Origin of the sequence: Variovorax sp. OK212 (genome assembly GCF_900112425.1) — a bacterium.
In the GTDB taxonomy this organism is placed as follows: Bacteria; Pseudomonadota; Gammaproteobacteria; order Burkholderiales; family Burkholderiaceae_C; genus Variovorax.
Genome location: NZ_FOLP01000002.1, coordinates 445,452 through 463,548, shown reverse-complemented (window position 1 = coordinate 463,548; position 18,097 = coordinate 445,452). Strand labels below are relative to the sequence as shown.

23 protein-coding genes are annotated in these 18,097 nt (G+C 69.2%); 14 read left to right on the top strand and 9 right to left on the bottom strand.

All coding sequences use genetic code 11. The features are described 5' to 3' along the window. Position 1: 1 nt before the first annotated feature. The 4 genes from egtD (at position 2) to BM004_RS08715 (ending at position 3,444) form a co-directional block, all read left to right on the top strand. A complete protein-coding gene (gene egtD / locus BM004_RS08735; protein WP_093128319.1) occupies positions 2-1,021 on the top strand; it encodes an L-histidine N(alpha)-methyltransferase in 1,020 nt (339 codons plus the stop codon). Between the two features lie 772 nt (positions 1,022-1,793). Then, the gene (locus BM004_RS08725) at positions 1,794-2,078 is read left to right on the top strand and encodes a DUF427 domain-containing protein (RefSeq protein ID WP_093128320.1); all 285 of its coding nucleotides are present in this window, start codon (positions 1,794-1,796) and stop codon (positions 2,076-2,078) included. After that, positions 2,075-2,830, top strand: a complete 756-nt coding sequence (locus BM004_RS08720; RefSeq protein WP_093212604.1) for a 2OG-Fe dioxygenase family protein — start codon at positions 2,075-2,077, stop codon at positions 2,828-2,830. The genes BM004_RS08725 and BM004_RS08720 overlap by 4 nt, the downstream gene beginning before the upstream one ends. 167 nt (positions 2,831-2,997) lie before the next feature. Further along, positions 2,998-3,444, top strand: coding sequence for a universal stress protein (locus tag BM004_RS08715; RefSeq protein WP_093128323.1), 447 nt, complete (start codon positions 2,998-3,000; stop codon positions 3,442-3,444). A gap of 23 nt (positions 3,445-3,467) precedes the next feature. Here BM004_RS08715 and BM004_RS08710 read toward each other — a convergent pair whose 3' ends face one another. Continuing rightward, positions 3,468-4,127, bottom strand: a complete 660-nt coding sequence (locus BM004_RS08710) for an RluA family pseudouridine synthase (RefSeq protein WP_093212602.1) — start codon at positions 4,125-4,127, stop codon at positions 3,468-3,470. Between the two features lie 209 nt (positions 4,128-4,336). On the opposite strand from BM004_RS08710, the gene BM004_RS08705 reads away from it, so the two are divergent. Next, positions 4,337-5,551: an MFS transporter gene (locus BM004_RS08705; RefSeq protein ID WP_093212600.1), complete on the top strand. Its 1,215-nt coding sequence runs from the start codon at positions 4,337-4,339 to the stop codon at positions 5,549-5,551. On the opposite strand, the gene BM004_RS08700 is transcribed toward BM004_RS08705, so the two are convergent. Genes BM004_RS08700 through BM004_RS41370 form a run of 3 tightly spaced genes read right to left on the bottom strand, consistent with a single transcriptional unit; the run spans position 5,548 to position 6,301 of the window. Beyond that, on the bottom strand, positions 5,548-5,835 hold the full coding sequence (locus tag BM004_RS08700) for a 2Fe-2S iron-sulfur cluster-binding protein (protein ID WP_093128328.1): 288 nt from the start codon (positions 5,833-5,835) through the stop codon (positions 5,548-5,550). The two genes, BM004_RS08705 and BM004_RS08700, sit on opposite strands and share 4 nt — an antisense overlap. Next, entirely contained in the window at positions 5,832-6,104 is a 273-nt protein-coding gene (locus tag BM004_RS08695) for a VF530 family protein (protein ID WP_093128330.1), read from the bottom strand. Before BM004_RS08695 ends, BM004_RS08700 begins: the two co-directional genes overlap by 4 nt. Positions 6,105-6,151: 47 nt before the next feature. Continuing rightward, a complete protein-coding gene (locus tag BM004_RS41370) occupies positions 6,152-6,301 on the bottom strand; it encodes a hypothetical protein (protein ID WP_015866429.1) in 150 nt (49 codons plus the stop codon). Positions 6,302-6,388: 87 nt separating this feature from the next. On the opposite strand from BM004_RS41370, the gene BM004_RS08690 reads away from it, so the two are divergent. The 3 genes from BM004_RS08690 (at position 6,389) to BM004_RS08680 (ending at position 8,668) form a co-directional block, all read left to right on the top strand. Continuing rightward, positions 6,389-6,907 (top strand): GNAT family N-acetyltransferase, encoded by a 519-nt coding sequence (locus tag BM004_RS08690; RefSeq protein WP_093128331.1) that lies wholly within the window; start codon positions 6,389-6,391, stop codon positions 6,905-6,907. A gap of 7 nt (positions 6,908-6,914) precedes the next feature. Further along, complete coding sequence (locus tag BM004_RS08685; protein WP_093212598.1) at positions 6,915-7,598, top strand: PepSY-associated TM helix domain-containing protein; 684 nt, start codon at positions 6,915-6,917, stop codon at positions 7,596-7,598. A 161-nt stretch (positions 7,599-7,759) separates the two neighbouring features. Beyond that, on the top strand, positions 7,760-8,668 hold the full coding sequence (locus tag BM004_RS08680) for a DUF808 domain-containing protein (RefSeq protein ID WP_093212596.1): 909 nt from the start codon (positions 7,760-7,762) through the stop codon (positions 8,666-8,668). A gap of 30 nt (positions 8,669-8,698) precedes the next feature. Here BM004_RS08680 and BM004_RS08675 read toward each other — a convergent pair whose 3' ends face one another. Continuing rightward, positions 8,699-8,911, bottom strand: a complete 213-nt coding sequence (locus BM004_RS08675) for a hypothetical protein (RefSeq protein WP_093128334.1) — start codon at positions 8,909-8,911, stop codon at positions 8,699-8,701. A 30-nt stretch (positions 8,912-8,941) separates the two neighbouring features. Further along, a complete protein-coding gene (locus BM004_RS08670; RefSeq protein WP_093212594.1) occupies positions 8,942-10,147 on the bottom strand; it encodes a YncE family protein in 1,206 nt (401 codons plus the stop codon). Between the two features lie 140 nt (positions 10,148-10,287). Between BM004_RS08670 and BM004_RS08665 the strand changes: the two genes are divergently transcribed. The 3 genes from BM004_RS08665 (at position 10,288) to BM004_RS08655 (ending at position 11,860) form a co-directional block, all read left to right on the top strand. Continuing rightward, positions 10,288-10,560, top strand: coding sequence for a DUF2164 domain-containing protein (locus tag BM004_RS08665; RefSeq protein WP_093128337.1), 273 nt, complete (start codon positions 10,288-10,290; stop codon positions 10,558-10,560). 62 nt (positions 10,561-10,622) lie between these two features. Next, on the top strand, positions 10,623-11,045 hold the full coding sequence (locus tag BM004_RS08660) for a hypothetical protein (protein WP_093128338.1): 423 nt from the start codon (positions 10,623-10,625) through the stop codon (positions 11,043-11,045). 17 nt (positions 11,046-11,062) lie between these two features. Further along, positions 11,063-11,860 carry an enoyl-CoA hydratase/isomerase family protein gene (locus tag BM004_RS08655; RefSeq protein WP_093128340.1) on the top strand — a complete coding sequence of 266 codons (798 nt, stop codon included), beginning with the start codon at positions 11,063-11,065 and terminating at the stop codon, positions 11,858-11,860. A gap of 28 nt (positions 11,861-11,888) precedes the next feature. On the opposite strand, the gene BM004_RS08650 is transcribed toward BM004_RS08655, so the two are convergent. Beyond that, positions 11,889-12,992 carry a M14 family metallopeptidase gene (locus BM004_RS08650; RefSeq protein WP_093212592.1) on the bottom strand — a complete coding sequence of 368 codons (1,104 nt, stop codon included), beginning with the start codon at positions 12,990-12,992 and terminating at the stop codon, positions 11,889-11,891. Positions 12,993-13,044: 52 nt separating this feature from the next. Then, complete coding sequence (locus BM004_RS08645) at positions 13,045-14,412, bottom strand: MFS transporter (RefSeq protein WP_093212590.1); 1,368 nt, start codon at positions 14,410-14,412, stop codon at positions 13,045-13,047. A gap of 155 nt (positions 14,413-14,567) precedes the next feature. Between BM004_RS08645 and BM004_RS08640 the strand changes: the two genes are divergently transcribed. Continuing rightward, entirely contained in the window at positions 14,568-15,470 is a 903-nt protein-coding gene (locus tag BM004_RS08640) for a LysR substrate-binding domain-containing protein (RefSeq protein WP_093212588.1), read from the top strand. Positions 15,471-15,473: 3 nt separating this feature from the next. On the opposite strand, the gene BM004_RS08635 is transcribed toward BM004_RS08640, so the two are convergent. Next, positions 15,474-16,127: a glutathione S-transferase gene (locus tag BM004_RS08635; RefSeq protein ID WP_093212586.1), complete on the bottom strand. Its 654-nt coding sequence runs from the start codon at positions 16,125-16,127 to the stop codon at positions 15,474-15,476. Between the two features lie 93 nt (positions 16,128-16,220). On the opposite strand from BM004_RS08635, the gene BM004_RS08630 reads away from it, so the two are divergent. Together BM004_RS08630 and BM004_RS08625 are read left to right on the top strand one after the other, a co-directional pair. Next, a complete protein-coding gene (locus BM004_RS08630) occupies positions 16,221-17,114 on the top strand; it encodes a helix-turn-helix transcriptional regulator (protein WP_093212584.1) in 894 nt (297 codons plus the stop codon). A 57-nt stretch (positions 17,115-17,171) separates the two neighbouring features. Next, the gene (locus BM004_RS08625) at positions 17,172-18,068 is read left to right on the top strand and encodes an SDR family oxidoreductase (protein WP_093212582.1); all 897 of its coding nucleotides are present in this window, start codon (positions 17,172-17,174) and stop codon (positions 18,066-18,068) included. Positions 18,069-18,097: the final 29 nt, after the last annotated feature.

Below are 18,097 nucleotides of genomic sequence, written 5' to 3'. Positions count from 1 at the left end.
CATGCGCAATCCAATTTCTTCTTCCTCGTTGTCGTTCGTGTCCGCGAAGGCGCAGCAGAAGCCCCGCGTTTCTCCTGCGGCCGAAGCTGCAACCGCAGCGCCGTTGTCCGAGTTCGGGCGCGAGATGCAGGAGGGGCTGGCGCGTTCTCCGCGCAGCATTTCGCCGAAGTTCTTCTATGACGCGGCGGGGTCGCAGCTGTTCGACCGCATCTGCGACTTGCCGGAGTACTACCCGACGCGCACGGAGCTGCGAATCCTTGGCGAATGCGCGGGGGAGATTGCTTCGCAGGTGGGGCCGAACGCGGAGATCGTGGAGTTCGGGGCGGGGTCGTTGACGAAGGTGCGGCTGTTGCTGGACGCGCTGGAATCTCCCAAGCGCTATCTGCCGATCGACATTTCCGGTGAGCATCTGGAGGCGGCCGCCGAGCGGCTGAAGGCCGACTATCCGGCGTTGCTGGTGCAGCCTATTGCTGCCGACTACACGATGCCCTTGGTGCTGCCCGCACCTGTCGCGGGAGCAGGGCGCCGGGTCGGGTTTTTTCCGGGGTCGACGATCGGGAATTTCGAACCTGAGGAGGCGCTGGCCTTCTTGCAGTTGGCTGCGCGGATGTTGCGTGGCGGCGGGCTGCTGATCGGCGTGGACCTGGTGAAGGATCCGGGGCGGTTGCACGCGGCCTACAACGACGCGCAAGGGGTGACGGGGGAGTTCAACCTGAACCTGCTGCGGCGTGCCAATTCGGAACTCGATGCGGACTTCGATCTGGATGGGTTCTCGCATGCCGCGTTCTATAACGCGCCTCTGCGCAGGATCGAGATGCACCTTGTGAGCCGTCGGGCCCAGAGCGTTTCCTTGAATGGGGAGACCTTTGGGTTCGAGGAGGGCGAGACCATTCATACGGAGTACTCGCACAAGTTCACCGTTGAGGGGCTTCGTGCCTTGGCTGTTCGGGCGGGGTTTCGGCCGGGGGCTGTTTGGACGGATCCTGAGAGGCTCTTCAGCGTGCATTGGCTGGCTGCCTAGTTTTTTCCCGGGGCCGGGATTCCGCCCGGCGGCGGACTCACTTTCTTTTGCTTAGCCAAAAGAAAGTAAGCAAAGAAAAGGCGACCCCACTGCCCGCGTCCCTCCGCTTCGCTGCGGGCAACCTGCGGTGCTCGCGTTTCGCGGGGTCCCACCCAAACTCGCTTCGCTCAGACAAGGGTGGGCCCTGATCCGCGAAACGCTGCGCTCCTCGGCGCAGCCAGAGGGGAGGTGGATACCCACAGGCCATCGCGTCGCTCGGCCCGATGCACTGCGGGCGCTGCGCGCCTGCAGTGGTTGAACCAGGGGCAGGGCAGGGCAGGGCAAGGACGGGGTGCGACCGTCTTTCTGCTTTCTGTGATGGCCGTTCCTAAGCCGAGCGCAGCGATGGCGCGTCGGTTCCCGATCCCAAACCCTTCTGGCTGCGCCGAGGAGCGGAGCGTTTCGCGGATCAGGGCTCGCAGCTGTTTGAGCGCAACGCAGTGGAGCGAGTTCTGCGAGACCCCGCGAAACGTGAGCACCGCAGGTTGCCCCGTAGCGAAGCGCAGGGGTCGCAGACAGTAGGGTCGCCTTTCTTTTGCCTACGTTTCTTTGGCGAAGCAAAGAAAAGTAGGTCGCCCGCCGGGGCGAGACCCGGCCCCGGAAAATAAACCAACCCAAATAGGGTGGATACGGCAACAGAAAAGCCGAAGCCGCAAGCAACGGCACAATACCAACGCCCCGTGCGGCAGCGCAACGGCCAGCGCCCGCAACCCCTCCCCCTGGAGTCCAAGACATGAAAGCAACCTGGAACGGCGTCACCATCGCCGAAAGCGACGACACCGTGCTCGTCGAAGGCAACCACTATTTCCCGATGAGCGCGCTCAACCGCGACTACGTCACCTTCAGCAACCACAAATCCACCTGCCCCTGGAAGGGCACCGCCAGCTACTACTCGCTGCTGGTCAACGGCGAGCTCAACACCGACGCCGCCTGGTACTACGCCGACCCCAAGCCCGAAGCCGAAGAGATCCGCGACCGCGTCGCGTTCTGGAAGGACGTGAAGGTCGCCGCGCAGTGACCACCGCCGCCTTCACTCCCCCGTTCACCGCCCCCCCGGAGCTGACCGCCGCCCTGCGCGACCAAGGCTACGCGGTGCTGAGCCCGCAAGGCGTGAGCGAATGGCTCGGGGTTCCGATCGAGGAGCTGAACGCGCTGCATGTGGACTGGAACGATCTCCCGCCCGACGACTACCTGAAGGACGGCGGGCGCTACCGCACGCGCCGCCACGCCTGCTTCACCGTCGAGGCCGACGAGCAGGCCACGCTGCAGCAGGTGCCGCATCGCGCGCACTGGCAGCCGGTCGAATACAACGCGCTGCATGGCGGCATGCAGCGCTGGTTCGCGCCGATGCTCGACGCCACCGTGGCCAAGCCGGCGTGGCAGCGCCTGCTGCAGCAGCTCGGCAAGGCCAGCAGCGACATGCGCGCGGCACCGCAGCGCTGGTACGTGGAAGCGCACCAGTTCCGCATCGACACCGCCGGCGGCATCGGCCGCCCGACACCCGAAGGCGCGCACCGCGACGGCGTCGACCTGGTGGCCGTGGCGCTGCTCGGGCGGCACGGCATCAAGGGCGGCGAGACGCGCGTGTTCGAGGCCAACGGCCGCCGCGGCGAGCGCTTCACCATGACCGAGCCCTGGAGCCTGCTGGTGCTCGACGACGCGCGCGTGATCCACGAGTCCACGCCGATCCAGCCGCTCGAAGAGGGCGGCGAAGGCTGGCGCGACACGCTCGTGGTCACCTGCCGATCCAAGGGTTTCCAGGGGGACTGAACCCCCACCGGAGCGGGGCGGCGGCACACGCGCGCAAGCAGCGCGGGGTCGCTGGCCCGAGTCCTACAGCCCGCCCGCACAACAGCGGTTAAATTCGAGACCCGGCGCCATGTGACTTCAAACTCGCACCGCCCGTGTCTGTCTGCGAACGAAAGCGAGGTTCCGCCATGTTCAATCACATCCTGGTTCCGATCGACGGCTCCGAAACTTCCATGCTCGCCGTCAGCAAGGCCAGCGGCCTCGCGCTGGCTTTCGGCAGCCGCATCACGTTGATCCACGTGATCGACAACTACCCCTTCATCGGCGTGGGCGCGGACTACGCGCTCGGCCAGAACGAATACCTGGCCGCCGCCACGGCCAGCGCCAATGCGGCGCTCGCGCGCGGCGTGGCGGCGCTGGCGGCCGAAGGCCTGCACAGCGACCAGCGCGTGATCGACGGCCACGTGGTGCACGAAGGCATCGTCGACACGGCCATCGCCATCGCGGCCGACCTGATCGTGATGGGTTCGCACGGGCGCAGCGGCATCGAGAAACTGCTGCTGGGCAGCGTGACGCAGCGCGTGCTGCAGGACGCCAACATGCCGGTGCTGGTGGTGAAGGGCGGCTTCAATTAAGAAAGAAACCCAAAGCCAGGAGGCTACGGGGTGATCACGAATTCAGCCGGCCGCTTGAAACAAAGCTCTTGCCGCGTCACCGGGTGCACGAAGCCCAGTTCGCTCGCATGCAGCAGCAGGCGCGGCGCGCGCGCCTGCAAGGCCGCGTCCCCATAGAGCGCGTCGCCCAGGATCGGATGGCCGATCGACAGCAGGTGCACGCGCAACTGGTGCGAGCGGCCGGTCAGCGGCTCCAGCAGCACATGCGTGGCCGCGGGCTCGCCGCTCGGCAATGACAACGCCTTCCACCGCGTGACGCTCGGCTTGCCTTCGGGGTCGACCTTCTGCAACGGGCGGCGCGGCCAGTCGGCCATGAGCGGAGCGTCGATCAGCGACCAGTCTTCGCGCAGCGGCATCGCACCGTCGACCACGGCTTCATAGCGCTTGTGCACGCGCCGCTCGGCAAAGGCCGCGCTCAGCGCGCGCTGCATCTCGGTGCCGCGCGCCATCACCACCAGGCCGCTGGTGCCCATGTCGAGCCGGTGCACGATCAGCGCGTCGGGCCACTGCGACTGGGCGCGCGTGCTCAGGCAGTCCTGCTTGTCCTCGCCGCGGCCGGGCACGCAGAGCAGGCCGGCGGGCTTGTCGAGCACCAGCAGGTAAGGGTCTTCGTGAACGGGGTGCAAAGGCGGCGCGGCGGTCATGGGTACGCCGAGTTTAGAGAGCGCGCCGCGGGGGCGTTGCGGCATGCTCACGGCCCGCTCATGCAGGCTCGGATATCCTCGAATGAATGTCCGGCCCCGCTCCAGCTCCTGTTCCCGCCCCCGCTTCCTCTCCCGCTGCCACCGCCGTTCCGGCGGCCGGCGCCACCTCTCCCCCCAGCTTTTCCGACCTGACGCGCGAACGCCCGTTCATGCAGATGTGGACGGCGCGCCTGTTCGGCACCGCCGCCTCGCAGATGCTGCTGGTGGCCATCGGCTGGCACATGTACGACCTCACCGGCAGCGCCTGGGACCTGGGCCTGGTCGGCCTCTACCAGTTCGTGCCGGCGCTGCTGCTGGCGCTGCTGGCGGGGCACATCGTCGACCGCCACCACCGCGGGCGCATCGTGGCCGCGTGCTTCGCGGTGCAGGGGCTGGTGGCGCTGGTGCTGCTGCTGGCGGTGATGGACAGGCACGACACGCGCGGCCTGCTGCTGGGCCTGTCGCTGGTGCTGGGCGCCGTGCGGGCCTTCCAGATGCCCGCGCAGCAGGCGCTCACGCCGCTGCTGGTGCGGCCCGGCATGCTGGCACGCGCCATGGCCTTCAGCTCGGCCGGCATGCAGGGCGCGATCATCGGCGGGCCGGCGCTGGGCGGCCTGCTGTTCGTGGCGGGCATGGCGGTGGTCTACGGCGCGAGCGTGGTGTGTTTCGCGCTGGCCTGCGCGCTGGTGCTGCGCCTGCGCTATGCCTACACGCCGGCCGCGCGCGAGCCGGTCACGCTGGCCACGGTGTTCGCGGGGGTCGATTTCATCTGGAAGCGCAAGCCCGTGCTCGGCGCGGTCTCGCTCGACCTGTTCGCGGTGCTGCTGGGCGGCGCGGTGGCGCTGCTGCCCATCTACGCCAAGGACATCCTGCACACCGGCCCCTGGGGGCTCGGCCTGCTGCGCGGCGCGCCGGCGGTGGGCGCGCTGGTGATGTCCATCGCGCTCACGCGCCGGCCGGTGGAGCGCAACGTGGGCCGCACGCTGCTGCTGGCCATTGCGCTGTTCGGGCTGTGCATGGTGGTGTTCGGCATCTCGAAGAGCTTCATCGTGTCGCTGATCGCGCTGGCGGTTTCGGGCGGCGCCGACATGGTCAACGTGGTGATCCGCCAGACGCTGGTGCAGCTGGAGACGCCCGACGCCATGCGCGGGCGGGTGAGCGCGGTCAACTCGATCTTCATCGGCGCGAGCAACCAGCTGGGCGAGTTCGAGTCGGGCGCCACGGCGGCGCTGCTCGGGCCGGTTGGCTCGGTGGTGGTGGGCGGCGTGGGCACGATGCTGGTCGCGCTGACCTGGTTCAAGCTGTTCCCGTCGCTGGCCCGGCGCGACCGGCTGGTGGTGGCTGCGCCGGCGGTGCGGCCGCAGCCCGGACCCGTGCAGTCCTAGTCCGCGAAGAGCGAGCGCGCGCCCGGCACCTCGAGCGAGAGGTCGCCCAGCGCCAGCGCCACGCAGGGCAGGATCCAGCCCTCGGCCTTTTCCTCGGCGCTCAGGCCGGGCCATTCGATGGTGTGGCGGGTTTCGCCCGCGAGCCGCAGGCAGATGCAGGTGCGGCAGGTGCCGTTGCGGCACGAACTCGGCAGCTCGATGCCGGCGGCCTCGGCGGCCTTCAGAAGCGTGGTGTCCGCGTCGGTCTCGAAGTCGAGGCCCGAGGGCTCGAGCCGGACCTTCATGGCTGCGGTGGCTGGTTCTGTTGCTGTTCGCGGCGTTGCTCGCGCAGCATGAAGAGGTAGAGGCTCTCGACCTTCTCGCGCGCCCACGGCGTCTTGCGCAGGAACTTGAGGCTGGAGCCCACGCTCGGGTCGATCGCGAAACAACGGATGGGAACCAGCTCGCTCAGGTGCTCCCATCCGTAGTAGTCGGCCAGCGTGGTGACGATGGCCTCCAGCGTGAGCCCGTGCAGCGGGTTGCGCGGCTGGGCCTTCTTGGCCGCAGCTGCCACCGGGACGGGTGCTGGGGCTTCCGGCGCCGGTGCTGGCGCGTCGTCGGTCACTTGTTCTTGAGCTTGCCGCGGGGAATCACGGCGGTGGTGATCGTGCGCACGGGCTCGATGCCGCCAGTGCCCACGGGCTTGGGTGGCGAAGTGTCCTTCTTCGGTTTCTTCGCTTCCTTGTTGGCGCGTTGCTGACCTTTGGCCATGTCGATTTCTCCTGTTGTTACGACGGATACAGCGGGCAGTTTAGCGGTGCGGCGACAATACGCGGTCCCATTGATTTCCCCGCATTCATGTCAGATTACGAAGTTCGCCCCGCCACCCTGCGCGACGCCAAGGCCGTCGCCGAAGTCCATGCCCTGGCCGCCAAGGCCGCTTACCAAGGCATCCTCCCCGAAGAAGAACTGCCCGTGCTGGCCCCCGCCTCGCGCGAGGCCAAGTGGCGCGAAGCCATCGAGTACAGCGAACCGCAGGTGCGCGTGGCCGTGCTGGGCAGCGAAATCGTCGGCTTCGTGGGCTTCGACCGCTCGCGCGATCCCAAGACCCCGCCCACCACCGGCGAAATCTGGGCCATCTACGTCAAGCCCGAGCATTGGGACAAGGGCGTGGGCGTGGCCCTCTGGGACGCCGCCCGTGAAGGCCTGGAAGAAGAAGGCTGCACCACCGTCACCGTGTGGGTGCCCATTCGCAACGACCGCGCGCTGCGCTTCCACGAACTCGCCGGCTTCAAGCGCGAGATGAAGACCGCCAAGACGACCGCCATGGGCTCCGTGCGCGTCGAGGAAATCCGCCTCAAGCGCAACGTGACCTGAGCCCGGCATGAGCACCGAAGGCCGCACCCTCGACCACGCCGCGCGCGTGCGCGCCCACCAGCGCCGCACGGCCGTCGTGCAGTGGATCCGCCGCACCCACGGCTGGTTCGGCCTGTGGGGCGCGGTGCTGGGGCTGCTGTTCGGTTTCAGCGGCATCTGGCTCAACCACCGCAACGTGCTGAAGCTGCCGCAGGCCCAGGAGCGCACCCGCGCCCAGCTGGCGCTGCCCGACCCCGTGCCGGACACGCCCGAGGCCATGGGCCAGTGGCTGCAGGGCGCGCTGCGCATGAGCGGGCCGCCCAACAGCAGCCGCATCGAGGCGGCCAAGCCCGTGGCCTGGGCCGACAAGAGCGACAAGACCGCCCCGGCGCTCACGCAGCCGGCGCACTGGGTGTTCAATTTCGGCGGTCCCAACGAGATCGTCCAGGCCGAGTACTGGCAGGGCAACCGCTCGGTCGGCGTGTCCACCACGCACAACGGCTTCGTCGCCACGCTCACCAACATGCACAAGGGCGGCGGCATGCCGCTGCCCTGGATCCTGCTGGTCGACACCCTGGCCGGCAGCCTGATCTTCCTGTCGCTGTCGGGCGTGGCGCTGTGGATGCTCACGCACCGCCGCCGCCGCGTGGGGCTCGTGCTGTTCGGCGCCTCGCTGCTCGCGATGCTCACGCTGGCGGTCGGCGCCCTTTGATTCGCCCGCTGATTCGCCATCTGATTCGTCCGTAAGTTCGCATCCGGGCCGCATTTGCCTGCATCCGCCCCACGTTCGGGGCGAATGCGTACGGTTATTGCAAGGGCGGGGTGGTGGCAGCGGATAAGCTCGCCGCTTCTTTTTCAGCCCACCCCTTGCCCATGGCCACCAGCCTTCTCCTGCTGCTCGACGACATCGCGACCGTCCTGGACGACGTGTCGATCCTCACCAAAGTGGCCGCCAAGAAAACGGCCGGCGTGCTGGGCGACGACCTCGCGCTCAACGCGCAGCAGGTGAGCGGCGTCAGGGCCGAGCGCGAGATTCCCGTGGTCTGGGCCGTGTGCAAGGGCTCGTTCATCAACAAGGCCATCCTCGTGCCCGCGGCGCTGGCCATCGGCACCTGGCTGCCCTGGCTGGTGACGCCGCTGCTCATGGTGGGCGGCGCGTTCCTGTGCTTCGAAGGCTTCGAGAAGCTGGCGCACAAGTTCCTGCACAAGAAGGAGCACGACGCCGGCACCGAGCGCCACGAGAAGGCCGTGGCCGACGCCTCGGTCGACGTGGTCGCGATGGAGAAGGACAAGATCAAGGGCGCCGTGCGCACCGACTTCATCCTGTCGGCCGAAATCATCGCCATCACGCTGGGCACCGTGCAGGGCCAGCCCTTCCTGACGCAACTGAGCGTGCTGGTCGGCATCGCGCTGATCATGACCATCGGCGTGTACGGCCTGGTGGCCGGCATCGTGAAGCTCGACGACGCGGGCCTCTACCTGAGCCAGCGCGCCAGCGCCGCCTCGCAGGCCTTCGGCCGCGCCATCCTGTGGGCGGCGCCCTGGCTCATGAAGGCGCTGTCGGTGGCCGGCACGGCCGCCATGTTCCTCGTGGGCGGCGGCATCCTGGTGCACGGCGTGCCGGCTTTCGGCCATGCCTTGGAAGACTGGGCCAAGGCCACGGGCGGCGTGTTCGGCACGCTCGGCTCGATGGGCGTGAACGCCGGCGTGGGCCTGGTGGCCGGCGCCGTCGTGCTGGCCGTGGTGGAGCTGGTCGGCAAGCTGCGCGGCAAGAAGGCCTGAGCCTCCTGCCGCCGCGGTCGGAACAGTGGGCTACTGGCGCGGCTTGCCGCGCTTGACCAGCTCGACCACGATCAGGGCCACGCCCAGCACCAGCGCGAACCAGCCGACCAGGTACGCGCCCGCGACCATCTCGAACCAGCGCGTGCCCTGCAGGAAGCGCGGGCCCAGCAGGACGGCGGCGCCGATCACCAGGCAGAGGATGCCGCGCTCGAGCGTGCGGAGTTGTCGTTTGGGTTGCGCCATGTCTTCTTCGTTCGGGGGAAAGTGGTTCGGTCAGTGCGTCATTGTCCCGCGCATCGCGGCCGGATGGCCCTGCAGCGGGAACGACTTGCCCGTCGGTACCAGCGTGTCGCCGTCCAGGCGCAGGATCGAGATGTCCTGGTCGATGAAGTTGCCCACGTAGAGGTACTTGCCGTCGGCGCTCCACACCGCGCCTTCGGGCAGGCCGCGCACCACCACCTCGTTGGCGCGCGTGACCTTCTTGCCCTCGATCTTCAGCAGCACCACCGAGCCGTTGCGGTTGTAGAAGTAGGCGCTCTTCGCCGCATTGCTGCCGCGCAGGATCACCGCCACCGCATGCTTGCCGGTCGGGCTCACGGCCAGGCCTTCGGGGCCGTCGCCGACCACCACCTTGTCGATCACGCGCGGCGGCGCCGCTTCCATGTCGATCACGCTCACCGTGTCGACCTGGCCGTCGGACGCGCCCGAGTTGCCGTTGTCGGCCGTCAGGGCCAGCTTGCCGTCGGGCGTCACGTCGACGTTGTAGGGCCACAGGCCCGCCGCGAGGTCGACCTTGTTGTAGCTGACCTTCTCGCCATTCACGTCGAGCAGCGCGATCTTGTGGCTCGGGAACTTGGCGGCCAGGGCGCGCTTGCCGTCGGGCGTGAAGCGCACGTGCGCCACCGACTCGCCGACGGCCACGGTGTCGATCAGCGTGACCTTCTTGCCCGCGATGCGCAGCACGCTCACCGAGTTGTCGGCGCGGTTGGCCACCAGCGCCAGCGTGCCCGCGCGGTTGATCGACAGGCCCGAGGGCTGCTTGCCCAGCTGCAGCGTGTCCAGCAGCTTGGGGGGCGTGGTGGTCAGGTCGATCACGAAGAGGCGGTTGTCGGGCACCTGCTTGCGCACGCCGTTCTCCTCGACCACATTGAGCGAGTTGGCCACCAGCGCCAGCGTTTCGCCGGGCGTGATCGCGAGGTTGGTCGGCGGCCCGGCGATGGTGTTGTCCAGCTGCAGCGTGCCGAGCACCTTGGGCGCCAGCGGGTCGGTGCCGATGTCCAGCACCTGCACCGTGTCGCGCCCCATCGGGCCGAGGGCCACGACGCCGGCGTCGTTCCACGTCTGCTTCTCGTCGTTGGCGACCAGCATCAGCTGGCGCTGCGGCACGGTGGGCGTCAGGGGCGCGCAGCCCGACAGGGCCGCAAGAGCGGCCAGGGCTGCCGATGCCAGGGCCGCGGGCGCGGCAGGGCGGAACTTCATGTGTCTGTCTCCGGTGTTGTTGTGTGGTGCGCATGGTAGCGAAGGACGCCGCGGCGCGGCATGCGGGTTCGCGGCCCGGGTCATGGCCGGGGCCGGGGCCGGCACAATCGATCGACCGAACCCCTGAGAAACGCACACCTATGACCATCGAGATTTCGAAGGAAGCGCGCCAGCTGGCCATCACGTCGATCCAGCGCTACTTCCAGGAGAACATGGAAGAGCCGATCGGCAACATCGGCGCGGGCGCCTTGCTCGGCTTCTTCCTGGAAGAGGTCGGCCCGCTGGTCTACAACAAGGCCGTGGCCGAAGTGCAGGAGCGCCTGCAGCAGCGCATCTCGGAGATCGACCTCGAGGTGCACGAGGACGAGTTCCAGTACTGGCGCAAGTTCGACAAGCAGAAGAAGGGCCGGTAGGCGTGGTGCCGGCGCGTCGCGGCATTTCAAAAGTGCTTCAAAACGTTGCAAAATTCGCAGCCATGCATTTCCACCGCACGCTTCCACGTTTCTCCCTCTCCCCGGTCCTGCGCACGCTGGCCGTCTTGCCGCTGGTCGTTGCCGCATCGGTGGCCACCGCGCAGCAGGACCCGTCCGGCTTCCCGCTCGACTCGGTCGGCTACCTGAACGAGGAGCTGCCCCGCATGGAGGCCGCCATCGCCGCCAAGGACCGCAGCTTCTTCCACGGCGCCATGGTCCGCACGGTGCAGTTCTCGGAACGCTGGGGTTTCAAGGTCACGGCCAACCCCGATCTCGCGGCTTACCCGATGTGCACCGCCGCCGTCATGGACTACGCTGTGGTCGGCATGTGCCGGCTCGCCCCCTCCGAAGACTGCGAGCCCGGGCTGGCCGCGCGTTTCGACGCGAACGTGAAGCGCTGCCGCGAGGTGGCCGCCCGGAAATAGATTTTCGAAAAGACGCCATGGACTACGCCCGCTACACCACCCTCGCCATCACGCGCCGCGGCGCGAACGGCGCGGTGCTCGACATCCAGATGCGGGCCGCCAACGGCAAGCTGCCCACGGCGGGCCATGACGGGCACCGCGAGCTCGCCGAGATCTGGCGCGACGTGTCGGCCGACGACAGCGTGCGCTGCGCGGTGCTGCGGGGCGAGGGCATGGGCTTCTCGGGCGGCGGCGACCTCGGCATGGTGCAGGACATGACCACCGACGACGCGGTGCGCCAGCGCGTGTGGAAAGAGGCACGCGACCTCGTCTACAACATCATCAACTGCGACAAGCCCATCGTGAGCGCCATGCACGGCCCGGCCGTGGGCGCGGGGCTGGTGGCGGGCCTGCTGGCCGACATCTCGATCGCCACGAAGAACGCGAAGATCGTCGACGGCCACACCCGCCTGGGCGTGGCGGCGGGCGACCACGCGGCCATCGTGTGGCCGCTGCTGTGCGGCATGGCCAAGGCCAAGTACCACCTGCTGCTGTGCGAACCGGTCAGCGGCGAGGAGGCCGAGCGCATCGGCCTGGTGTCGCTCGCGGTGGACGAGGCCGAGCTGCTGCCGCGCGCCTACGAAGTGGCCGACCGGCTCGCGGCCGGCAGCCAGAGCGCCATCCGCCTGACCAAGTACGCGCTGAACAACTGGCTGCGCCAGGCCGGCCCGACCTTCGACGCCTCGCTGGCGCTCGAGTTCATGGGCTTCGCCGGCGCCGATGTGCGCGAGGGCGTGGCCTCGCTGCGCGAACGGCGCGCGCCGAACTTCGGCTGAACGAAGCCCGGCGCATCGCCTGACGGACTCAGGCCTTGCGCAAACCTTGCAGCGTCTGCAGCAGCACCACGCGCGTCTGCCCCAGCACCATGCCCTTCCACTCTTCGTTGTCGCAATAGAACGCGTCGCGCAGTTCCGCGCGGATCTCGCGCTTCTGCGATTCCGGCGCTTCCGGATGGCGGCGCACCCAGGTGTCGGCGCGCAGGCGCTGCAGCACTTCCAGGTCGGGCAGCGTGCCGAACTCCAGGCCCATGGGCGCCACGCGCGCGTTCGGGCATTCGTCGTAGGCGGTGGAAATGACCGGCCCCGACACGTCGGCCGAGGCCGAGTCGCCGGCGAACGGCGCGAACACGTCGGCGCCCCACCATTCGTGGGCCAGCGCCAGGTCTTCGGGCGTGTTGCGGCCAGGGTAGATCTTCTCGCCGTGCCCGTAGGGGCCCAGGCCGGTGTGCACGTCGATCCAGCCCAGGTGCGTGGCCGAGGCGGCGTACTTGCGCAGGATCGCGCGAATGGTCCTGTTGCTCCACGACGGCGCGGTGCCGCCGTAGAACAGGCCGTCGGGCGAGGTGTACTGGCCCTTGGTCACGGCCGCGCGAAACGCCGTCATGCCGTGCTGGCCGATGTAGGCGGCCACGGCCGCTTCGTCGGCGGGCGTCGGCGGCCAGGCGGCGGGCAGCACCAGCGGCTCGACGTCGGCGTACGCCGCGTTCACCGGCAGCGGCGCGTCGAAGTCGATGTGGTTGCGGTTCAGGTCGATGTTGTCTTCGTTCGTGCGGTGCAGGTGCGAGAAGCCGTGCGGGTTGACGGCGTGCACCAGCAGCAGCGCCACGCCGGCCTGTTGCAGCCGCGCGAGCAGGTCGGTGTCGTTCAGCGTGGCCACCTGCGTGCCGGAGCCGCAGAAGCCTTCGGGGCCGTGCGTGCCCGAGGTCACGAGCAGCACCTTCCTGGCGTCGATGGCGCCGATCAGCGCCACGTCGGTGGCGAGCTCTTCGTCGAGCGCGCCGCGGTGCGCCGGGTGCACGAACGACTCGACGGCCGCGCCGCGCTGGGCGGCGGCCTCGAGGAACTTGGCGCGGGCTTCGACGTACGTGCCCGAGAAATACCGCGTGGCGGCGCTGCGTTGGCTTGGCATGAGGTGGGGTTCCTGTGCTTTGAAATGAAGAGAGCTTCGGGGCTTCGGGCGATCAGGCCGCGGCGTGCGCGCCCGCCGCGTCGATGTCGCGGCCGGTGTGGTCGCGCAGCCAGAGCAGGCCGAGCAGCGAGACCAGCGTCATCGCCACCAGGTACCACGCCGGTGCCAGCTTGCTGCCCGTGGCGTTCAGCAGCCAGGTGCTGATGAAGGGCGCGAAGCCGCCGAACAGGGCCACGCCCACGCTGTACACCAGCGACATGCCGCTGGCGCGCACGGCCTTGGGAAACATCTCGGGCAGCATCGTGATGCCGGGCACCGTCTGCGCCACCAGGCCCACGCTGAACACGCCGAGCACGGTGAACAGCACCGCCGGCGTGGGCGAGGCGTTGAGCCACAGGAAGCCCGGATAGATCATCACGGCCAGCGCGATGCGGCTCCAGAGAATGAGCGGCTTGCGGCCCACCGTGTCCGACAGCTTGCCCACGAAGGGCGCGAAGGCGAACGAGATGAGGCCCGTGAGCGCCGCGCCGAACAGCGCCACCGACGGCGTGAAGCCCAGCTCGCGCACCGCGTAGGTCGGCATGTAGAAGGTCACCACGTACGCGGCCGTGGTGCCGCCCACCAGCGAAAGAATGGCGGCCAGCACCGTCTTGCCGTGCTGCGTGCAGACGATCTTCAGGCTGCTTTCGCGCGGCGCGGCGGCCTGCTCCGGCGAGATGTGCAGCGACTCTTCCAGGTGGCGGCGGATGTACATGCCCACCGGCGCAATCAGCATGCCCAGGATGAACGGCACGCGCCAGCCCCAGCTCAGCATGGCCTCGGGCGAGAGCGAGGAAGTCAGCACGCCCACCACCACCGCGCCCAGCAGCACGCCCAGGCCCTGGCTGGCGAACTGCCAGCTTGCCATGTAGCCGCGGTTGGTGGGCGTGGCGTGCTCCACCAGCAGCGTGGTGGACGCACCCACTTCACCGCCGGCCGAAAAGCCCTGGATGAGCCGCGCCAGCACGATGACGATGGGCGCCGCCACGCCGATGGCCGCATACGTGGGCGTGAAGGCGATCAGCGCGCAGCCCAGCGCCATCAGGAAGATGGTGAGCGTCATGGCCTTCTTGCGGCCCGCGCGGTCGGCGTAGGCGCCGATCACGATGCCGCCCAGCGGCCGCATGATGAAACCCACGCCGAAGCTGGCCACCGTCAGCAGCAGCTGGCCATAAGAGTTGAAGGTCGGAAAGAACAGCTTGCCGATCACCAGCGCCAGGAAGCCGTACACCGTGAAATCGAAGAACTCCAGGCCGTTGCCGATGGTGGTGGCGACGATGGTCTGGCGCCGCCGCGCAGGGGAGGAGGCAGAGGAGGCAGAGGAGGCAGACGAGGCCGACGGGACCGATGAAGGCGAAGGCTGGTGGCTAGGAATGCTCATGTCTTTCCAGTTGTGCTTTTCGAGGGGGCGGCAGGCAGAAGGTTCGGCCTGACCGCGCCGGATGCTAGAGACTCCGTACTGTCATGAAAAGACAATAATTGGGGCAAAACGATAACTTTTTGTTGTCTTGAGGTCTACCCTATGAAGCGCATCCGATGAAACCCAACCAGCTGCACGCCTTCGTGGCGGTGGTCGAGCAGATGAGCATCCGCGCGGCGGCGCGCGTGCTGGGGCTGTCGCAGCCGGCGGTGACCAAGATCGTGCGCGAGCTCGAGCGTGAAGTGGGTGCGCCGCTGGTGGAGCGCAGCGTGAAGGGTGTGCGGCTCACCGAGTTCGGCAAGGTCTTCGCGCCGCGCGCGCGGCTGCTGCTGGCCGACATGCAGCGCGCCCGCGACGAGATCGCGCAGATCCGCGACGGCGCCACCGGGTCGGTGTCGATGGCCGTGAGCGCCTCGTTCGCGCTCACCGTGCTGCCCGCGGCCTTCAAGGACTTCCACACGCGCCTGCCCGCGGTCGACGTGCAGTTCAGCGAGGCGGTGCTGCCGTGGATGCTGGCGCGGCTGCGCGACGGCTACCTCGACTTCGCGGTGGCGCACGTGGTGCCGGGCACGCTCGACGCGCAGTTCGAGGCGCTCGAGCTGTTCCCGGTGCAGCTGGTGGTGGGCATGCGCAACCGCCATCCGCTGCGCGGGGCGCGCTCGCTGCTCGACCTCTACGGCGCCGAGTGGATCCTGCCGGGCGACGACCACCGGGGGCGCGATTCGGTGGCGCCGCTGTTCACGCCGCTGGGGCTGCCGCCGCCGTCGCGCATCATCCAGGGCCAGTCGGTCACGGTGGCGCTCGGGCTGGTGGGGCACATGGACCTGATCGGGCTGTTCGTCGAGCCGCTGGTCAAGCTCACCTTCAAGCGGCACGGCATCCGCCGCGTGGAGGTCGAGGAGCGCCTGCCGATGCTCAACGTGTGCGTGGTGCGCCGGCGCGGGCAGCTGACGACGCCGGCGGCGCAGCACTTCATCGAGTGCATCCAGCGGGCCTCCGCAATGGCGATGAACGCCTGACGCTCAGGCCGGCGGAAAGTCGATGCCGGCCTCGCCGCTCTTCCAGGGCGCGTACTTGTGCATGGCGCGCTCGAACAGCGCCGACGAGGTCCAGCCCGCGAGCCAGGCTTGCAGGCGCGGCCATGGCTGGCTGTCGAACCATGCGGCATCGACCATCGCGAACTGGCGCACGAAGGGCATCAGCGCGGCGTCGGCCAGCGTGGCGTGGCCGCCGGCGAGGTGGGCCGATGCCGAGAGCCTGGCCTCGAGGCCGCGCAGGAACTGCGCACCGCGCTCGCGCGCGGGCTCGCCGCCGTCGGCATGGCGCTCGGGGTACTTGTAGCGGTCGAGCTGGTGCTTGAAGTCGTCGTCGCACGCGGCGATCAGCGTGCGCATGTCCTCCAGCGTGCCGGTGGCGGGTTGCAGCCAGCGCTGCGGGTCGCTGCGCCGCAGCGCCCAGAGCATCAGGTCGAGGCTCTGCTCCAGCACCGTGCCGTCTTCGGCCAGCAGCACCGGCACCGTGCCCTTGGGCGAGGCCGCGAGCATCTCGGCCGGCTTGTTCTTCAACGCCACTTCGCGCAGCTCGCAGGCCTGGCCGCTCGCGACCAGCGCGAGCCGGGCGCGCATCGCGTAGGGGCAGCGGCGGAACGAATAGAGGACGGGGAGCGCGGTGGGCATGCGGGGAACGGCGGAGGCGATTGGCGGAGCGGCCGATTTTCGGCGACGGCGCCGCACTCGCGCCGCTGCGGGTTTTTCCCCACAATCCCCGCCATGGGCGAACGCCTCTTCCTCCGGCTCGACGACGACCCCCTGCACGGGCCGGAATCGGGCGTGCCCGCCGGCGCGCTGCGTGCGTTCCCGGTGGGCGCGGCCTTGCGCGGCCACATCGCGCACATCCTGCTGTACCGCGAGAACTTCGCCGAAGGCCATGAGGTGCTCGAACGCGTGGTGCCCGACGGCGCGGTGCGGCTGGTGTTCAACCTCGGCGACGCGCCGTCGGCCAACGGCAACGAAGGGCAGGCGGTGCAAGCCATCGGCGCATCGGCCACGCCGGTCGTTCTGCGCATGCGCCGGAAGGTCGAAGGGCTCTCGGTCACCTTGCGCACCGGCGCCGCGGCGGCATTGCTGGGGGTGCCGGCCGGCGAGATCGGCGAGAGTGGCGGGATCCACGGCAGTGCGCTGCACCTCGATGCCTTGTGGCACGGGGAGGGCGCCTTGCTGCTCGAACGCATGGCCGGGGCGCGCAGCGATGCGGCGCGGGTCGCGTTGCTGCACACCGTGCTGCAGCAGCGGCTCCAGGGCCGGGAGACCGCAGGCAACGCAGCAGCTGCAGCCACGCACGCCGCGCAGCTCATCGCCTCGTCCGGCGGGCGCCGGCCGCTGCGCGAGGTGGCGGCGGCCATCGGTGTCGGCGAGCGGCGGCTGCAGCAGCTCTTTCATGCCCATGTCGGCCTCTCGCCGCGCGCCTGGAGCCGGCTCGCGCGCATGCATGGCTGCCTGCGCGCGCTGCGCCGCCAACCGTCGCCCGCCTGGGCCGACGTGGCGCTCGAGGGCGGCTTCTACGACCAGTCGCACCTGGTCAACGAGTTCCGCGCGCTGTGCGGTGTCACGCCGACAGAGTTCATGGGGCGCGCGATTGCGGGTTCTTCCAAGACGGCGGGCTGAGGGCGGACTATCTTCGGCCGCTCCCAGCAACATCGGATCGAAGGAGCGACGAAGAAGATGCAGAACGAAACGAAGAGCCGCGCGCTGAAGGACTGCGTGGCCGTGGTCACCGGCGCGAGCCGCGGCGCGGGGCGCGGCATGGCGCTGGAACTGGGCGCGGCGGGCGCCACCGTGTACGTCACCGGCCGCAGCACGCGCGCGCAGCCCGCCGGCAGCTATGGGCAACTGCTGTCGCTGTCGGGCATGGACGCCGTGCCCGGCAGCATCGACGACACCGCCGACGAGGTCACGCGCCAGGGCGGGCGCGGCATTGCGGTGCGGTGCGACCACACGCAGGAAGACGAGGTGGCCGCGCTGTTCGCCCGTGTGGCGCATGAGGCCGGCCGCATCGACCTGCTCGTGAACAACGCCTGGGGCGGGCACGAGAGCTTCAACGGCGTGTTCGACGCGCCGTTCTGGGAGCACCCGCTTGCCAACTGGGACGCCATGTTCGACCGCGGCGTGCGCAACCACCTGCTGGCCGGGCGCTGCGCCGCGCCGCTGATGGTGCGGCAGGAGAAGGGCCTGATGGTCACCACCACCTTCTGGGACCGCGGCCACTACCTGCGCGGCAACCTGTTCTACGACCTGGCCAAGGCCTCGATGACGCGGCTGGCCTTCGGCATGGCGCAGGAACTGAAGCCGCACGGCGTGGCGTCGGTGGCGGTGTCGCCGGGCTGGATGCGCACCGAGTTCGTGCTGGCCGGCCACCAGACCGACGAGGCGCACTGGCAGCAGCGCCCGGCGCTCGCGCGCACCGAATCGCCGCGCTACCTGGGGCGGGCCGTGGCCGCGCTGGCGGGGGACGCGAACGTGATGAGCAAGACCGGCGAGGTGCTGCGCGTGGCCGACCTGGCGTGCGAATACGGCTTCACCGACATCGACGGAAGGCGCGTCGAGGCCTTCGAGATGTAACCGGGCCAGCGCACGCCCGGCGCACTCCC